The sequence below is a fragment of the Herbiconiux sp. J20-20 genome (assembly GCF_057365085.1).
This window is the reverse complement of record NZ_CP195122.1, coordinates 90,722-107,473: the sequence shown is the minus strand read 5'-3', so window position 1 is coordinate 107,473 and position 16,752 is coordinate 90,722. Positions and strand designations below refer to the sequence as shown.

Here is a 16,752-nt window from a genome sequence, read left to right as displayed (position 1 = left end):
ACTCACCAGCCTCGTGCCAGGCGCGCGTGCCATGCTGGAGGCGATGCGCATTCTCTTCATCCGCCACGGGCAGACTCCCGCCAATGTGGCGGGCATTCTCGCCACCGACCACCCCGGCCCTGGCCTCACCGAACTCGGCGAGCAGCAGGCCGCGGCGTTGCCACGCGCGCTGTCGACCGAGCGTATCCACGGCATCTACGTGTCGACCCTGGTGCGGACGCACGCGACCGCGGCGCCGCTCGCCGCCGCGCTCAACCTCGACCCGGTGGTCGAAGACGGCCTTCACGAGATCGAGGCAGGCGGACTCGAGGGACGCCGCGACCGGGAGTCGGTCATGCAGTACTTCGACACGCTGCACCAGTGGGGCCTCGGCAGGCTGGACACTGTCATGCCGGGTGCCGCCGACGGCTTCACGTTCTTCGACCGCTACAACCGTTCCCTCGACCGGATCAGCGAACGGCATCCGGAACCCGACGCGACCGTGGCGGTGGTGAGCCACGGTGCCGCGATCCGGGTGTGGTGCGGAGGCTCAACACTCAACGTCGACCCCGGATTCGCGGTGCGCAACGACCTGGAGAACACGGGAATCGTCGTCGTCGAAGGGTCACGCCAGGACGGCTTCGTCGTCGAGTCGTGGATGAATCGCCCCCTCGGCGGCCGCCGACTGATTGACCCGATGGCGGCCGATCCGACGGGCGAGTCGTTCGATCTCGCTGAAGGCTAGCTGGGGATCGCCACCGGATTCGGGGCGAATTGAGAGGTTCCGCACGGGGACGTAGTTCACTGAGGTGGCGCGAAAGGAGCGTCATGACGCCTCAGAAACCTTCAGCTTCGGAGAGCGGACGGCGCAAGGGTCTCGGTGTCGAGATCCCGTTGAACGCCGCCGCCGATTCCCTTCGCCCGAACACGACCGCGTCGCCGCGCACAGAACCCGGCCGCGACCACAAGCTCGAGCGGAGGAACGACCGCAAACGGGACCCGAACCTCGGCGCAAGCGCGGAGCGGAAGCTCACCCCGCCGACGGACCACCCGGCCGACCGGGCTCTCGACCGCCCGAGCACGCTCCGGCGCGCCGCCGGCGCGTTCAAGCGGGCGATCGGCGGAGAGCGGAGCCGTCGCACGAACACGCCGGTCAACGGGCTGTCGCTGCACGACGACCGGGTCACCGGTCCGTACCGCGAGCGGGAACTGATGGCGCACGAGCATCACATGTCGGCCCGACGCCCTCAGCCGCTGACCGACATCGACGCGAGCGACGCCCGCGACGCTGGCGACAACGTCGGCGATGGCTCTCAGGACGACGCCTCGAGCGGCTCCTGACCCGCTACTCGGCGACCTGGAACCACGGCGGGTACACCGCGACCTTCGGAGCAGCGCCGACGCCGCTCGGCCACGCTTCGCCCAGGATCTCGCGCACCCGATCCCGCGCCGGCTCGTGGGCGACACCGATCAGGGCGATCGAGGAGACCGGGACGCTGGCGCCCGCCAGCAGCTCTCCGTCGCGCAGGCCGATGTCGGCGCTGGTGTCGTCGGGGTCGGCGAAGTAGGCGGAGCTGCGACGCTGGCGAAGGAGGATGTTGCCCGCATCCACGCCGACCGCGAAGCGAGACGACCCCGCGGCCGCGTCCCCATCAGAGACGATGACCTCGGCGCCGAGCTTCGCCACCGGAAGCGCGAGCACCACGAAGTCGCTGGCGGCCTGCGCGGCGACGATCGCGGCCCAGTGCGGCGTGACGGGGGTCTCGCGGGCGAAGATCGCGCGCAGCTCGCGCCAGCGCTCGGATTCCGCGCTCAGGGCGAAGGCGACATGGTCGGCGACGCGCGAGCCGACCGGGGTCTCCAGCTCGGCGCGGGCCTCGCGAGCGAGCTGCGAGGTCACGTCGACGGCGGGCGTGGCGTCGGCGCGCAGCGCTCCGTCGGCGAGGATGCTCGCCAGGTTGCGGATGTGGGTGAAGTGGAAGACGCGCTGCGTGGCGAGGTTGTACGCGGCCGGTCCGCCGGCCGAGACGTTGCTGGACGAGGTGCGCGTGGCGCGCGCACGACCCGTCGAGGAGGGGCTCTCACGGAGGCTGGAGACGCTCGAGCGGCGTGTGGCGCGCGGGGCACGCGCAGGAACCTCTTTCGGCTCGGGAGCCTTCCGCGGGAAGCAGCTGTCGCAAAGACCCTCGTCGAAACCATGGATGCATTCGGGCATGAGGGTGCGGGCCTTTCAGGGTGAAGCGTGGGGTGCGGGTTCCACCGTACGCGACTCCGGGGAGGCCGACGTGCGCGCTTCGGGGGACGTTTCGGGTGATGCCGCGAGTCTCTCTCGTCGTGACGCCCACCGCTCGGACGGCGCCCTCGAGACGGACGCGTGACGCCCGCGCGGCGGTGGCACGCGCGGCGGTGGCACGCGCACCGCTGCCACGCGCACCGGCCGCCCGCGCACCGGTCGTCGGCGCACCGGCCGCCCGCGCACCGGTCGTCGGCGCACCGGCTGCCCACGCACCGGCCGCCCGCGCAGATGTCGCCACGTGCGCGAGTCATCTGCGCACGACCCGACTGCGGGTGGGCATGGGGATCGCGTGCTGCGGCGGGCCGCCCGGCGGTTCGAGCCAGTACTCGGCGCCGCGACGGCGGACGCGATAGCCGAGGTTGTGCACGTTGAGGTGGTGGAAGCGACACAGCAGGATTCCGGCGGCGAGATCGGTGCGGCCGTCGTCGGCCGCCCAGGCATCCACGTGATGCGCTTCGCACCAGGACGGCGGCCGGTCGCATCCGGGGAACCGGCAGCCGCCGTCGCGAGCGGCGAGGCCGATGCGCTGACGCCGGGTGAAGAGTCGCTGTTCGCGCCCGACGTTGACCGCCTCGCCGTCATCGTCGAAGGCGATCGGCACGCTTCCTTGCTCGCACCCGATGCGCTCGACGGTGGCGATCGACACCGCCGCGCTCTCGCCCTCGAGGTGCCCAGCTCCGGCACGGCGCGCGAGGTCACGTTCGGCCACGTGCACGCGCACGCCGGGCTGCCAGCGCCCGAACAGCGCACCGTCGTCGGCGTCGGTGGCCAGTCGGATCATCGCCACGAACGCGTCGAGAGCGAGCTGCTCGGTGGTGCGCGGGTCGTCGATCAGTGCGGCCGCACGGGCCCGCTCGGCGGTGTCGACGAAGCGGGGCCCGCCACGCCGCGGCGACGTCACGCGGTCGAAGGCGCCCTTGACGAGCGCCGCCGACTCGGGGTCGAGCAACCCGTGCAGTCGGGTCATTCCGTCGTCGGTCGGGGAAAGCTTGAGGTAGCGGCGCTCGAATCGGGCCGCCTCGCGCGCGGCGACGCCGGCTTCGTCGATGGCGTCGCGCTCCTGGCGCGCGAACTCGGCGAGACGATCGACGCCGATCTCGTGCGCACGTGCGACCAGCCGCTCGGCCGCTGCCGTGAGAGCGGGTGCGGCGACCGTCGACGAGGGCTCTCCGAGTCCGCTGCGAATCGCCTGCGCCGCGTCGACCGCGAGAACGCCCGCCCGCACCGCCTCGGCCACCGGACGAAGCCACGACCGCTCCGGCGCGTCGGCACCCGGTGTCGACAGAAGCGCCCCGACCTGCACCAGAGCGCGTGTGTCGCGCCCCGACTGCCCCGACACGCGTTGAATGAGCTCTTCCCCGGTGCGAGCCCCCGACCGCTGCGCGAGGCCGGAATGGCCGAGCTCGCGGCGCGAGCGCCGGGCGATCTCGGCGGAGACGAGGGCGGTGCGCGCATCGATACGGCGCCGCTCCGCCGCGCAGCGCGCCAACTCAGCCAGCAGGCTGTCGTCGCTCAGCGCAGCAAGCGACTCGTCGACGCTCGATGCGGGCGAAGCCGCCGCGATCGAAGCTTGCGCGATCGAAGCCTGCGCGATCGACCCGGCCGCGAACGAAGCTTGCGCGCTGCCGACCGCAGGCGGGTCGAGAAGTGTGCCGGGCATCCGTTCGTCCTTGACGTGAAGTGTTCGGCACGAACAGGATCAGTTTAGAACATATATTCGAATCGATCAAGGGATGTGCACAGGTCGTCGGGGCTGGCGCAACGGATTCCGTCGGGCGTCACCATCACGGACGCGCGAAGGTCGAGCGCGTCGGCATCGCACAGCTCCGGTCCCGGGCATGGGCTCGCGGTGCACACCCGCACGCGACGCGCGACAGCCGTCACGAGCGCGAGCCAACTGAGGTCGTCGGCAAGCGTGGAGACCTGCCGGAGGCTCCGGAGGCGCCGCAACGCCCCGTGCCCGCGCCGCGACACGAACGGCCGACCCGCCTCGAGCGCGACCACGACGCCGCGGGCACCCTCGACACCGACGGCCTGCTGCAGCAGCGAGACGATCCCGATCGCATCGTGCGGATGCGCGGGGCCGGCGGGGACGTCGAACTGCAGGATCCGCGCCCGCGGGCGACCTGTCTCGTCGAGACAGAACAGCCAGAGCTGCCGGCGGATCGCGCGTTCGACGAGGAATGCCACCAGACGCAGCGCGTCGTTGTCGGTGGTGACCGGGTGGTCACGCAGTTCGGGAGTGGGGGTATCGGGTCGCGACGGCATGCGAGCAGTGTGCTCGACGCACCCGTCCGTCGCTCCGCCGCTCGGCAGCGCTGGTTCAGATCGGCGCAGCCACGGGGCTGGGGAGGAGTCGATCCCGCGCCGCAGTCCGCAGCATCACCGCGACCGCCGCGACCGCCGCACCCGGAACATCAACGCGACCAGCGCGACCGCGGCACCTGCCATACCCACCGCACCCCCGGCACCCGCCGCACCCGCCGCACCCGCGCTCAGCCCTCGCGCCCCGCCACCAGCTCCGCGAACCGGCTCAGCTCGGCCACCCCCTCGGGCGTCGTCGGCAGCGCCCGCAGCAGTGCCGGCGAGTACACCAGGTAGGCGGCCCACTGCGCCCGCGAGATCGCGACGTTGAGGCGGTTGCGCGAGAGCAGGAACGAGAGTCCGCGCGGCACGGCGTCGGCACTCGACGCGGCGAGCGACACGATCGCGATCACCGCCTCCTGCCCCTGGAACTTGTCGACCGTGCCGACGCGCACCCGCTCGAACCCGGCGGCATCGAGCACCCCGCGGATGCACTCCAACTGCGCGTTGTACGGCGTCACCACGATCACGTCGTCGGCGACCAGCGCCCGGGGCGCGGCGCCGAGGCCGGACCCCCAGGGCTGCCCCAGCGCCGACTGCACGATCTCGAGCACCCGCTCCGCCTCGGCGGGCGACTCGGTGGCGTTGCCGGCGTGAGCGACCGGCACCGCGTGCAGCCCCGGCTCGATGCCCGATAGCTCGCGCGCCGTGGCGCTCGGGTGCGCGTGCAGCGCATCCTCATAGCTGAGGTGCGAGACGACGGCGGCAAGGGCGGGATGCATCCGCCGGGTCTCGGCGAGGAAGTACCCGAGCGAGGGCGGCAGCACGTCGTGCCCTCCCCCGATGTGGCCGAGCGCCGAGCCGTCGACGGGCGCCGGGTGGATGCCCTGGCTGACCTGCGGCAGCTGCTGCGGGTCGCCGACGAGCAGCACCCGCGCGGCGGCCTCGGCCACCCCGATCGTGTTGGCGAGCGAGAACTGGCCGGCCTCGTCGATCACCAGCAGGTCGAGCTGCCCGCGGGCGACGCGGTTCAGGTTGGTGAAGTCCCAGGCGGTGCCGCCGATGACGTAGCCGGTGGCCGCGTGCTCCGCATGGAACGCGGCGTGCCCGTTCGGCACCAGCTCGCTGAACCGGCTCTCGGAGTAGTAGCCCGCCCCAGCCTCTCGCGAGGGCGCCTTGGCGACGAGGTGCGCATCCAGCCCCGCCTCGACAACGCCGTCGAGCACGTTCTCGACGACGCGGTGCGACTGCGCGACCACGCCCACCCGCCAGCCGTGCTCGGCGACGAGCGCGCGGATCACGTGCGCGGCCAGGTACGTCTTGCCGGTGCCGGGCGGGCCCTGCACCGCCAGGCAGCTGCGGTCGAGCCGCCGCAGCGAGTCGACGGTGGCGCGCACCACGTCGTCGGCTCCGGCGGCAACCGCGAGCGGCCCGTCGGTGTGCGGTGTCGTCGCCATCAGAACGTCGGATGCGGCCGAGCGCGGCCACTCCCCCGCCTCGAGCGAGGCCGCCGAGAGCAGCTTCGCCCCGAACTCCTGGATCGCGACCTCGATGCTGCCGGCTTTCGGCGGCGGGCCGGGCGCGAGAGCCTCGGGCAGCTCATTCCACTCGTCGACGCCGGCCGGGCAGACCTCCTGAATGAGCACGCTGGTCTCGTCGCCCTCTCCGAGGACGGCCACCCCGACGTCGATCCGCGACCCCAGGGCCCGCCCCTTCTTGGGGAACGGTCCGGGCGCCTCGTACAGCGCGAACGCGTCGCCGCCGTCGCGCGGCACCCCGCTGCCGGGCGCCCACTCGCCGTGCAGGCGCACATGGCGCCGCAGGTTGCGCTGCTTGCCCTCCTTGAACCAGTCGCGTTCGATCTCGGCCCGCTCGACGACGAACACCCCGCGCTGCTCCGCCCACTCGCGCAGCGGGTCGGCGAGCCGCGCGAAGTGCTCCCACCAGAAGCTCTTCTGCTCGCGACGGTGGTAATCGATGGCGGCAGCCGCCAGGCGGAGGCCTGCGGCCGAGGCGGGGTCGCCGGCCGCATCCGCGTCATGCGCCCGCGCCTCGAGACCGAGCGCGAGCGGGCTCTCCTCAAAAGGGGCGCGCTCATCCTCCTCGACCGTCTGCGGCACCCCCGGGGCCACCCCGTGTTCGGCGGCGCGCTCGATCAGCCAGTCGCGCAGGCGCCTCGTCGACACGCAGTCGTAACGGTTGTAGTCGGCGATGTCGTCGAGCATCTTCTGCGCCGTCGCCTCGTCGCCGGCGAGCGCCAGCTCACGCGAGCGCTGATACTCCTCGACAGAGCCGACCGCGGTGGTGACGCCGTCCTCGCTGCGCAGCTCGGAGCCCATGTACAGCGGCTCGAGCTTCTTGATCGAGTACGAGCCGACACCCGCTCGCAGCGTCTTGCGCACGAGCGGGTACAGGTCGACCAGCACGCCGGCGCGCAGCAACTCGTCGACCTCGCGCTCCCCCACCCCGTGCCGCGCCGCGATCGACAGCAGGTGCGTCTTCTCATACGACGCATAGTGGTAGATGTGCATGCCCGGATGCGCCGCCCGCCTCGCCGCGACGAGGTCGAGGAAGGCGCGCAGCGCCTCCGCTTCGGCGTCGAGATCGTGCGCCCAGAAGGCGGTGAACGCGTCATCGTTGTCGGTCATGCCGAACAGGTAGTCGAGACCCCAGAGCACGCGGCCGTCGCGCTCGGCACGCCACAGCGGGTCGCCTTCGAAGTCGAAGTAGAGGTCGCCGGCGTCGGGCGCGGGCAGCTCGGCGATGGCCCCCGGCGTGTGGAGGGCGATGCGGGGCAGGCCGTGCGCATCCGGCCCTTCGGTCTGCAGCCGGGCCTGTTCATGCAGGGCGCGGTAGCTGCGCTCGGGCACGGTGCACGCCTCGGGGCGCTCCGGGGTGGCGGCGAGCGCGGCCATCGTGGTGATGCCGACGTCGATGAGCTTCTGGCGCTGCGCGAGGCGGATGCCCGCCACCTGCAGCAGGTCATCGTGCGCCTCGAGCTGTTCGGCGCAGTGCACGCAGCGTCCGTCGACGGCGAGGTCGGGGTCGCCCCAGGAGGCCGGGTCGGTGGCGGCAAGCCGGGCCGCGACGACCTCGCGCAGGCGCTCCCGTCGCAGCCGGTAGACGGGGGCGATGTCGGCGATCGCGTGGCGGCTGACGGAGCCGTCGCCGAGCAGCAGTTCGACGGTGTCGTCGACGGGGATGCCGAGCCGCTGCAGGTGGTCGTGGTACGCGGCGAGCTGCAGCAGCGCGCTCACCTTGACGGAGCGCGCGACCTTCGTGTCTTGCACCCGGTAGCGCCCGTCGGGCTGCCGCACCAGAAAGTCGGCGTAGCCGATCGTGGGCGCGGCCGGGTCGGTCTCGTCGAAGAAGGTCGCCTGAAAGACGACGGCCGCGCCGCCTCGCAGCGCGTCCACCGTGGCCGCCCGCAGGTTCTCGACGGTCAACGGGGTGGGGCGCGCGATCTCGACGACAGCGGGCTGACCGCCCGGGGCATCCGGATGCTCGGTGCGGTAGCCGTCGAGCACATCCGCTTCGTGCTGGTCGCCGAGCCGCCCGGCGCGCTTCAGCATCGGGTCGTCGTCGACCGGGACCCCTTTGAGACGCCCCAGCTTGAGGTCGAGCATGCGCGCGAAGGCGAACTCGCAGTCGGAGAGGAGCTTCAGGTCGCTGGGGCTGGTGACGAGGGCACCGCGCGCGGCGGTCGCCCCCTCGCCGGACGCGTCGCGGAGGATGAACACAGCGGCAGGTTAGCGGCAACGTGCGACGCTGCCGGGAGCACCGGCCGCCCCGCCTCGCCGATCTCGCAATGCACGCCGAAACGTCCCCGGCATCTGAAAAACTGAGGCTTCCGCCCGCAACCCCACCCAAAACCCCGCCCGAACACCCCGCCGAAGCCGGAGCCTCGATGCGCATCCTCCACACCTCTGACTGGCACGTGGGCCGCACCTTCCACGGCTACTCGACGCTGGACGCGGCGCGCAAGGTGCTAGGCGCGATCCCGGCGATCGTGCGCGAGCGCCGGGTGGATGCGGTGATCGTCGCGGGCGATGTCTACGACCTGACGAACCCCTCCGCCGACGCCGTCTCGGTGCTGCAGGGCGCGCTGGTGTCGATCCTCGAGACCGGCGCGAAGGTGATCGTGACGAGCGGCAACCACGACTCGGCGGTGCGACTCGGATTCGCGGGGCCGTTCACCGCCGCGGCGGGCCTGCACTTCGTCACCGACGCGGCATCGGTCGGCACCCCGATCGAGCTGGCCGACGAGCACGGCGTCGTCGACGTCTACGGCCTTCCCTACCTGCAGCCCGAGCTGGTGCGCCACCTGCCCTGGGCGCCGAGCGACGCGCGCACCCAGCACGACGTCGTCTCTGCGGCGATGTCGCGCGTGCGCGAGTCGATTGCCGAGCGCGCCTCCGCCGGCCGCCGCACCGTCGCCATCGCGCACACCTTCGTCGCGGGCGCCGAGAGCGAGTCCTCGGATTCGGAGCGCGCCATCACGAAGGCGCCGCTGGTGGCGGGCGGGGTCGATGCGGTGCCGGTGACCGCCTTCGACGGCGTCGACTACGTAGCCCTCGGCCACATCCACGGGCGGGCGCAGCTGGCCGAGCACATCCGCTACTCCGGTGCCGCGTTGCACTACTCCTTCAAGGAGGCCGGCAAGCCGCGTGGCGGCTGGCTGGTCGAGCTGGGGGCGGCGGGACTCGACACGGTCGAGTGGGTCGATCTGCCGATTCCGCGCGCGCTGAAGGAGATCCGCGGCACCTTCGCCGAGCTGCTCACCGACTCCGCGTGGGAGCCGTTCACCGAGCACTACGTGCGCGCCGTCTACACCGACACGAACAAGCAGCTCGAGCCGCTGCAGCGCCTGCGCGCCCGGTTCGAGCACTGCGCCGAGGTGGTGCACGAGCCGAGCGAGCGGGTCGCCACGTCGACCGCGAGCTACGCCGAACGGGTGAAGGGCAAGACGGACCCGGAGGTGATCGAGTCATTCCTCGTCGACGTGCGAAGCGGCGACGGTCCGACGACGAAGGAGCAGAAGATCCTGGATGCGGTCGTCGCCACCACCGACGCGGAGGCGCAGCTGCGATGAGGATCCGCACCGTCACCATCGAGGGCTTCGGGCCCTTCAAGGAGCGCCAGCACGTCGCCTTCCGCGAGTTCGACGCGGACGGGCTGTTCCTGATCGCGGGTGAGACCGGGGTCGGCAAGACGAGCATCCTGGATGCGATCGCCTACGCGCTGTACAACAAGACTCCGCGCTGGGACAACGTGAGTGCCGCCGGGGCGAGCAACGCCGTGCGCAGTGACTTCTGCGGCGTCGACGACCCGACGGAGGTGATCGTCGAGTTCGAGACCAACGGGCTCGAGTACCGCGTGACGCGGTCGCCCGAGTTCGACCGGCCGAAGAAGAACGGCGTCGGCACCACCCGGCAGAGCGCGCACGTCGTCGTCGAGGTGCTCGAGGGCGACACCTGGGTCGGCAAGGCGACGAAGGAGCGCGAGGCGGCGGAGCTCGTGCAGAGTCTGCTGAAGCTCAACAAGGACGAGTTCTTGCAGGTGATCATGCTCGCGCAGGGGCGGTTCCAGGAGTTCCTGCTGGCCACCAGCGAACAGCGCCTCGAACTGCTCAGCAAGCTGTTCGGCACCGGACGCTTCGCCGCCTACCAGGCGAAGCTCGCCGAGCAGCGCGGCGAGCTTCGCAAGAAGCTGGAGGGCTCGCGCGCCAAGCAGGGCACGATCCTGGAGCTGGTCGACGCCCCGGAGGAGCTCGGCGAGCCGGCGACCGGCGATGAGCTGGACTGGCTCGACCGGGTCATCGCCCACGCCGCCGAGGCGCTGCAGGCCGCCGCCGAGAGCGTCGTGACCGCGGATGCCGGCGAGAAGGCGGCGCTCGCCCACCTTGATGTGGCCCGCAAGCAGGCCCGCGCCGCCTCGGCGCGCGAGCGGCTTGCCGAACTGACGGCGCGACAGCCGGAGATCGACGCCACCCGAGCGGAGCTCGAGCGCGCGCAGCACGCCGACACGGTGCGCCCGCTGCTCGACGACGTCGCCGAGAAGCGGGAGGCGTCGCAGCGCGCCAGCGAGGCGGTCGCCGAGGCGCGCGCCGCGTACGAGGGCTCGGCCGCCGATGAGGCGCTCGGCGCCGAGGTGGCGCGGCTCACCGAGGAGCTCGGCGCACTCAGCGAGGCGCTGCGCGACGAGCAGCGGATGCAGGAGCTCGCCTCCGCCATCACCGAGAAGACGAGCGAGGCGGATGCGCTCACCGCCCAACTCGCCGCCGCCGCCGAGACGATCACCCGGCTTCAGGAGGAACGGGCGCCGCTCGTTCCGACGGCCGCGCAGGCGGCCGCAGCCTCGGACGAGGCCGCGCGCGTGAAGGCGCGGCTGACAGCGGCCACGGAGGCCGCGAGCGTGGCCGAGACGCTGCGAACGGCGCAGGAGGCGCAGCTCGCCGCCGACCAGGCGCTCACCGCCGCGCGCGCCCACGCCGATGACGTGCTCGACCGCTTCCTGAACGGCCAGGCCGCCGTGCTGGCGAAGACGCTCGAAGACGGGCAGCCGTGCGCGGTGTGCGGGTCGACCGAGCACCCCTCCCCCGCCGAGTTCACCGGCGAACCGCTCACGCAAGACGATGTCGACGCTGCGCAGGCCCGGGTGACGCTGCTGGAGCCGCCCGCCGCGCAGGCTCGCGACCGGGTCGACGAGCTGAAGGTCACGGCGGCGTCGCTTGCCGCCGCGGCCGGCGAGGGCGACGTCGAGGCGCTCACGTCGGCCGCCGAGTCGGCGCAGGCGAAACTCGCGGAGGCGACCGCGGCGGCGCGGCGGATCGAGGCGATCGACGCGGAGCTGAACGGCACGCAGCTCGACGGCTCGCACCCCGAGGGCGCGGACGGTGCCGAGGGCTCCGGGCTGGTCGCCGAGCGCGCCCGGCTGGAGACGGCGGAGAAGTCCGCCGCGACGGCGCTCACGACGCTGCGGGCCGAGCACGACTCCCTCGCCAGGAAGGTGGCCGCCCTGCGGGGCGAGTTCGCGAGCGTGGCGGCGCGGCAGGCCTCCCTGGTCGGCGAACGCGACGCGGCGAAGGCTCTGGTCGAGGCGCTGGCGACGCTCGCGCGGGCGACGACTCAACGCAGCGCGGCGGAGGCGAAGCTCACCGCGAAGCTGACGGTCGAGAAGTTCGAGACCGTCGAGGAGGTCGAGGGCGCGCTCCGGAACGAGCGCGCGACCGCCGAGTTGACGGGCCGGATCGACGAGCATGCCGCCGCGGTGAGCGAGAACCGGGGCATCCTGAAGCAGGCCGACCTGCAGGACCTGCCCGACGAGGTGATCTCGGTGACGGATGCGACGGCCGCGCACGCCGAGGCGCAGAGCGCGTCGCGGGCGGCGACCACCGAGAAGGCGAAGGCCGAGTCGCGCGCGACGCAGTTGCAGACCCGTCGCGCCGAGCTCGCCGAGCTGCTGGCGACCACGGAGGAGCTGGCGGCGGAGTTCGCGCTGCTGAACAGCCTCACCGAGACGGTGCACGGCCGCACGCCGAACACGAAGAGCATGTCGCTCGAGAGCTACTACATCGCCGCCGAGCTGGAGGATGTGCTCGCGGCGGCGAACATCCGCCTGCACACGCTCTCACAGGGCCGGTTCGAGCTGCGCCACACGGAGCGCGGCATGCGGCGCGCCGGCGCCGCCGCGGGTCTGGAGATCGAGGTGTTCGACGAGTTCACCGGCACCGCGCGCCCCGCCAACCAGCTCTCGGGCGGTCAGCAGTTCTTGGCGTCGCTCGCCCTGGCGCTGGGTCTGGCCGAGGCGGTGACGAGCCGCGCGGGCGGCATCGAGCTGAACACGCTGTTCGTCGACGAGGGCTTCGGCAGCCTCTCAACCGAGTACCTCGAAATCGCCATGTCGACCCTCGACTCCCTCAAGCAGGGCGGCCGCACGGTCGGCGTCATCAGCCACGTCACCTCCATGCAGGAGCAGATCGCCGCGCAGCTGCGCGTCGTCGCCGAGCCGGGCGGGCCGTCGCGGATTGCGGTGGAGGCGGGGTAACCGCGGAACGTTCGCGGCACCACACCTCGACACACCGGCGCCCCGGCGACCGCCCGCAGACCTTCGACCTTGTCGGTCCTGGGCCGGGCGATCCGCACCGGGGGGCTGACCGCGCGCCCGAAGTTCGTGTCGAAGACACGCTAATGTCAACTCGCTTCTGGGGGACTCGGCAGTTCGGTCGAGATCGTGACAAACGTGGTGTCGAGAAGGAACTTGGACGACTAGTTGCCGACGCTGTGGTGGCGGTGTTGGCCGGAGAACCAAAGGCCCGTTTGCCTTGAGCGCCGGTAGGTGCCTACGAAGCCGATCGGCCGCACGTACACGTCTACGTGCCAGCTTCTGGAATCCGCGAGCAACGGCAATTCGCCGCCGATCTCGGCTAGACGCCCGTACCAACCGACGATGCCGTCCGCGACGAATACCGCCGTCCGCTCATCGGCGTCGATGCCGACGATTCGTGCGCGAGCTGTCGGGGGGCGTCCGTCGGCTCCAAACGCGTAATGCCCGGATGCTGAACCGGCGTGCCAGCCGCCACCAAGATGCATCGGATCGCTTCCGGTTGCCCAGATGCCCATTCGTCTCGCAGGCTCGAGCCGACGAGACAACTCCCGCCTCGCACGAAACGGAGCAAGATCCGTGTGCATCGCCCAAGGGCGGAGAGGCGCCAACGCGTCGATCGGATCCTGCGCAATCACGAACGCCAGGTAAGAATCGAGTGTTCCATCGAGAAACCAGATGGCCTTGATGAGGGAGTACCGAGGGTCATATTCGGGGCACCCGGCTTCGTACCACGAGGCCAGCCCCTTGTCGTGCCGCGTCCACCCAAACGAGTACGTGAGGAAGGACTGCAGTGCCGTGTAGTAGGCGAGATTCTGATGAAACCACTGTTCCCAGTCTGCGAGATCGTGATTCTCAGGACGAGGTGCGGCCGGCATAGAGGCGAATCCGCGATCGCCAGAAAGGCAACGATAGGGCATAGCCAAAGCCCAACCCCACGCGTCCCCTTCGGAGTAGTCGCTCGGCACTTCGACGCGGTGAATCCGGCGGCGCAGACTCAGATGATCTTCCGTCACGTCTCTAAGACTCGCAGATGCCGACGACATCCGGCATCACCGGCGGCTCACATCGCTTTGAGTACCTGCGCGGTCGCGTCGCACTCAAAGTCGATGATGTCGCCCGACGCAATCAGCCCTATGGCTTTGTCGATGACGTCGATCGGGGCCGCATGCGACTCCAACGGCTCGTAGGAGCGTCCGCTTTCGCCGAACCGACTCACGTCGCGGCGCACATCGCGGAAGGCTCGGTGGCGCAAGTGCGCGAGCTCCGAGCTCCGCGATCCTCAAGTTGTACTTTCGGAAGCTCGCCACGATCTAGACCGGCGCGATCAGGTAGGTCGGCTCCCGCTCGGCGTTTGAAATGCGGGCCTCGACGGGGCCGTGTGAGGGGCCGATCTTATGGAGGTTCTCGATTCGTCCGATCTGAGGGGGCCGCTCAACGACAGAAGCACGTAGAGATAGCCAGTCAGTTCGTCGTCGGCGAGCATCTGGCCATCAGTCGAACCCACGACGACTTGGCCGTCGACCCCATGGAGACGGTTCGACGGCGACTGCCGGTACATGGACGACTCGGTGCCGTTCTCCAAATAGCCAAGGCAGTCGCTCCTTGCCTTCAGCGTTCCTGGCGATTTCTTTGTGCACCGCTTGACCGACCTCCGCGACGAAAAAGACCACACTGTTCTGGAAGCAAGCCGATCTGCACGGCCTGCCGGAGGAGGTGATCTCGGTGACAGAGGCGACCGCCGCCCACGCCGAGTCGCGCGCGACCCAGCTGCAGACCCGTCGCGCCGAGCTCGCCGAGCAGCTGGCGGCCACGGAGGAGCTGGCGGCGGAGTTCTCGGTGCTGAACAGCCTCACCGAGACGGTGCACGGCCGCACGCCGAACACGAAGAGCATGTCGCTCGCACTCGCGCTGGGTCTGGCCGAGGCGGTGACGAGCCGGGCGGGCCGTCGCGGATTGCCACGAAGGCGACCTAGGCGGCGCGCTCAGCGGGTGAAGTACGGACGAAGATGCTCCCGCAACGCAGGGTCGCACACGTACACGTACGTGCCGCGGATCCCGCGGGTGAGCAGCACCCCGTAGATGTTGCGGATGAACACGAGCAGATCGTCGTCGTCGAACACGATTCCGAGCTTGGGGTTGTTCTCCTTGCCCTTGCCGTCACGGTACGCCTCACGGTCGACGAACAGCCTTCCCGAAGCAGGGTCGTAACGGAGCTCCGGCCCGATGATCACACCCGCGTAGTTGAGGTCGTAGCCCTGCACGGTGTGGATCGAGCCGACCTCCTGGAGCGAGTTCGGTGAGTTGATCCAGTCAGTGTCGGTGCTGTTCCAGCGCAGGCCCACGCCGTCAAGCTCGATGTCGAACGCGGTCTTGTCCTTTTTCGACTTCCACTCCCACGCATACCCGGCGACGAGGCGGGCAAGACCGTCCTCCGCATCGCGCGCGAGGATCTGGTCGCGCATCTCTCCGACGTCGTCGAAGAACCGCAGGTCGTAACCGGTGAACGCGGATGCGTCCGCGCCCGGCGACTCAGCCCGGAGCAGAGCGCGCACGAACTCCACATAGTCGGCGCCAGCCTGCACTCGCATCTGCGACGCGAGGCGATACAGGCGGTGGTCCGCATCCGCGGCACGCACGAGGTCCGTGAGGATCGCGGGCAGCAGGTCGGCGGGACGGACCGCCTGCTCCGCATCCACGAGCAAGATCTGGTGGCTGCTGCGGTCGGCGATCCAGTCGAGCTGAGTCTTCGTGGCGTCGTCCGCGCCGTACAGGGCGATGTTGTTGTCGGCGAACTGCTTGTTTCGCACCCCTGACGATTGGTTGGCACGCACGTTCAGCCGGTGCGTCTCGTCGACGATGAGCAGGTCGAAGTGCGTGCCTCCTCCGCCGACGTCGAACGGACTCAGCACCATGCTCGAATCGAGGCCCGGCGTCTTCTTGAACACGTTCTGCACAGACTTCCGCAGCGACTGCTGCGGGATGACGAGCCCCATCCGGAAGTCGGCGAGCAGCGCGCGGTTCTCGTCGGTGAAGAACTCCGAGAACATCGAGTCGGGGTCAACGTCGTCGAGAACGCTGGATGCCTTGATGTCGGCGAGCAGCTTCAGCAGGAAGATCGCGACGATCGTCTTGCCCGTGCCCGGATGGCCCTGCACGACGCTCCGACTGCGGCGCGTCTCGCCTGTCGCCGCCGCGGCGTGGAGGTCGTTCAGGAGGCCTTCGACGATCGCCTCGATGGCGACCGCCTGATCGGTGGTCAGAGCCTTGAACGGCGAGAGCTTGAACAGGTCGCTGTTCTCGATCTCGGGAATCGTGCGCTCGAAGACGCCCGCCTCGCGCAGCTCTTCGAAGACGTCGCGGAACGACTCGCGGTACAACTCGCGGTCGTAGTATGCCGCGTCGGTGATGCCTTCGTTCCCGTTGAGCACGGTGAACTGCCCGTCGCCGGCAAGCCAGCGGATGAGGTGAGACTCGAGGTCGAGACACACCGACTTGTTGAAGGTGTCGTCGACGACAACGCGAACCGACTGCAGCGCGCTCTTCTTGCCGCCGTCGAGGTGCTGGCGCATCCGACTGGCTGCGTTGACGGTCTCGCCAACGTAGATCTGACCCTTCATCGGCGCGCCCGTCTGTCCGTCAATGACGTAGACGACCGGCCAGTTGCGGTGACGAGGGTCTCGGTCGCCCCACTCCTTGACCGACTGCTTGTCGAACGGCAGCCGCTCGATGCTAAAGCGCGTCATACTTCGTGCTCGTGCCCCGAGCCTTGTCGACCGGGTACTTCGCCCGGGTCACCGCCAGCTTGTCGCGCACCAGTTGCTCGGGATCGACCCCGAGTTTGTCGGCCAGCAGCAGACAGTAGGTGAGCACATCGGCGAGCTCTTCCTTGACCGCCTCGACATCGGCGTCGGCGTTCCACTGAAAGTTCTCCAGCAGCTCGGCCGCCTCGATCGAGATGCTCTTCGCAAGGTTCTCCGGAGTGTGGAACTGTGCCCAGTCGCGCTCGGCGACGAACGCGCGGAGCTCGTCGCGAAGGTGATCAGGATTCACCGCGCCAACGTACCAGT

At 70.4% G+C, this 16,752-nt stretch carries 12 protein-coding genes; 4 read left to right on the top strand and 8 right to left on the bottom strand.

From position 1 onward, the window contains the following. Positions 1-43 precede the first annotated feature (43 nt). Positions 44-724, top strand: a complete 681-nt coding sequence (locus tag ACR3ZA_RS00470; RefSeq protein ID WP_473659075.1) for a histidine phosphatase family protein — start codon at positions 44-46, stop codon at positions 722-724. A gap of 83 nt (positions 725-807) precedes the next feature. Continuing rightward, a complete protein-coding gene (locus tag ACR3ZA_RS00465) occupies positions 808-1,320 on the top strand; it encodes a hypothetical protein (protein ID WP_473659073.1) in 513 nt (170 codons plus the stop codon). Positions 1,321-1,324: 4 nt separating this feature from the next. Here ACR3ZA_RS00465 and ACR3ZA_RS00460 read toward each other — a convergent pair whose 3' ends face one another. From ACR3ZA_RS00460 to ACR3ZA_RS00445, 4 genes are all read right to left on the bottom strand, one after another. Next, the gene (locus ACR3ZA_RS00460) at positions 1,325-2,194 is read right to left on the bottom strand and encodes a DarT ssDNA thymidine ADP-ribosyltransferase family protein (protein ID WP_473659071.1); all 870 of its coding nucleotides are present in this window, start codon (positions 2,192-2,194) and stop codon (positions 1,325-1,327) included. Positions 2,195-2,522: 328 nt separating this feature from the next. Beyond that, on the bottom strand, positions 2,523-3,935 hold the full coding sequence (locus ACR3ZA_RS00455; RefSeq protein ID WP_473659070.1) for a DUF222 domain-containing protein: 1,413 nt from the start codon (positions 3,933-3,935) through the stop codon (positions 2,523-2,525). 44 nt (positions 3,936-3,979) lie between these two features. Then, entirely contained in the window at positions 3,980-4,543 is a 564-nt protein-coding gene (locus ACR3ZA_RS00450; protein ID WP_473659068.1) for a hypothetical protein, read from the bottom strand. Between the two features lie 227 nt (positions 4,544-4,770). Then, on the bottom strand, positions 4,771-8,319 hold the full coding sequence (locus tag ACR3ZA_RS00445; RefSeq protein ID WP_473659067.1) for a TM0106 family RecB-like putative nuclease: 3,549 nt from the start codon (positions 8,317-8,319) through the stop codon (positions 4,771-4,773). Positions 8,320-8,486: 167 nt separating this feature from the next. Between ACR3ZA_RS00445 and ACR3ZA_RS00440 the strand changes: the two genes are divergently transcribed. Together ACR3ZA_RS00440 and ACR3ZA_RS00435 are read left to right on the top strand one after the other, a co-directional pair. Then, the gene (locus ACR3ZA_RS00440; protein ID WP_473659065.1) at positions 8,487-9,671 is read left to right on the top strand and encodes an exonuclease SbcCD subunit D C-terminal domain-containing protein; all 1,185 of its coding nucleotides are present in this window, start codon (positions 8,487-8,489) and stop codon (positions 9,669-9,671) included. Beyond that, entirely contained in the window at positions 9,668-12,625 is a 2,958-nt protein-coding gene (locus ACR3ZA_RS00435) for an AAA family ATPase (RefSeq protein ID WP_473659063.1), read from the top strand. Before ACR3ZA_RS00440 ends, ACR3ZA_RS00435 begins: the two co-directional genes overlap by 4 nt. A gap of 221 nt (positions 12,626-12,846) precedes the next feature. On the opposite strand, the gene ACR3ZA_RS00430 is transcribed toward ACR3ZA_RS00435, so the two are convergent. The 4 genes from ACR3ZA_RS00430 to ACR3ZA_RS00415 form a co-directional block, all read right to left on the bottom strand. After that, complete coding sequence (locus ACR3ZA_RS00430) at positions 12,847-13,698, bottom strand: hypothetical protein (RefSeq protein ID WP_473659061.1); 852 nt, start codon at positions 13,696-13,698, stop codon at positions 12,847-12,849. Between the two features lie 47 nt (positions 13,699-13,745). Next, positions 13,746-13,913, bottom strand: coding sequence for a hypothetical protein (locus ACR3ZA_RS00425; protein WP_473659059.1), 168 nt, complete (start codon positions 13,911-13,913; stop codon positions 13,746-13,748). A 754-nt stretch (positions 13,914-14,667) separates the two neighbouring features. Continuing rightward, a complete protein-coding gene (locus tag ACR3ZA_RS00420) occupies positions 14,668-16,428 on the bottom strand; it encodes a DNA/RNA helicase domain-containing protein (protein WP_473659058.1) in 1,761 nt (586 codons plus the stop codon). Then, positions 16,415-16,735 carry a MazG-like family protein gene (locus tag ACR3ZA_RS00415; protein ID WP_473659056.1) on the bottom strand — a complete coding sequence of 107 codons (321 nt, stop codon included), beginning with the start codon at positions 16,733-16,735 and terminating at the stop codon, positions 16,415-16,417. The genes ACR3ZA_RS00420 and ACR3ZA_RS00415 overlap by 14 nt, the downstream gene beginning before the upstream one ends. Positions 16,736-16,752: the final 17 nt, after the last annotated feature.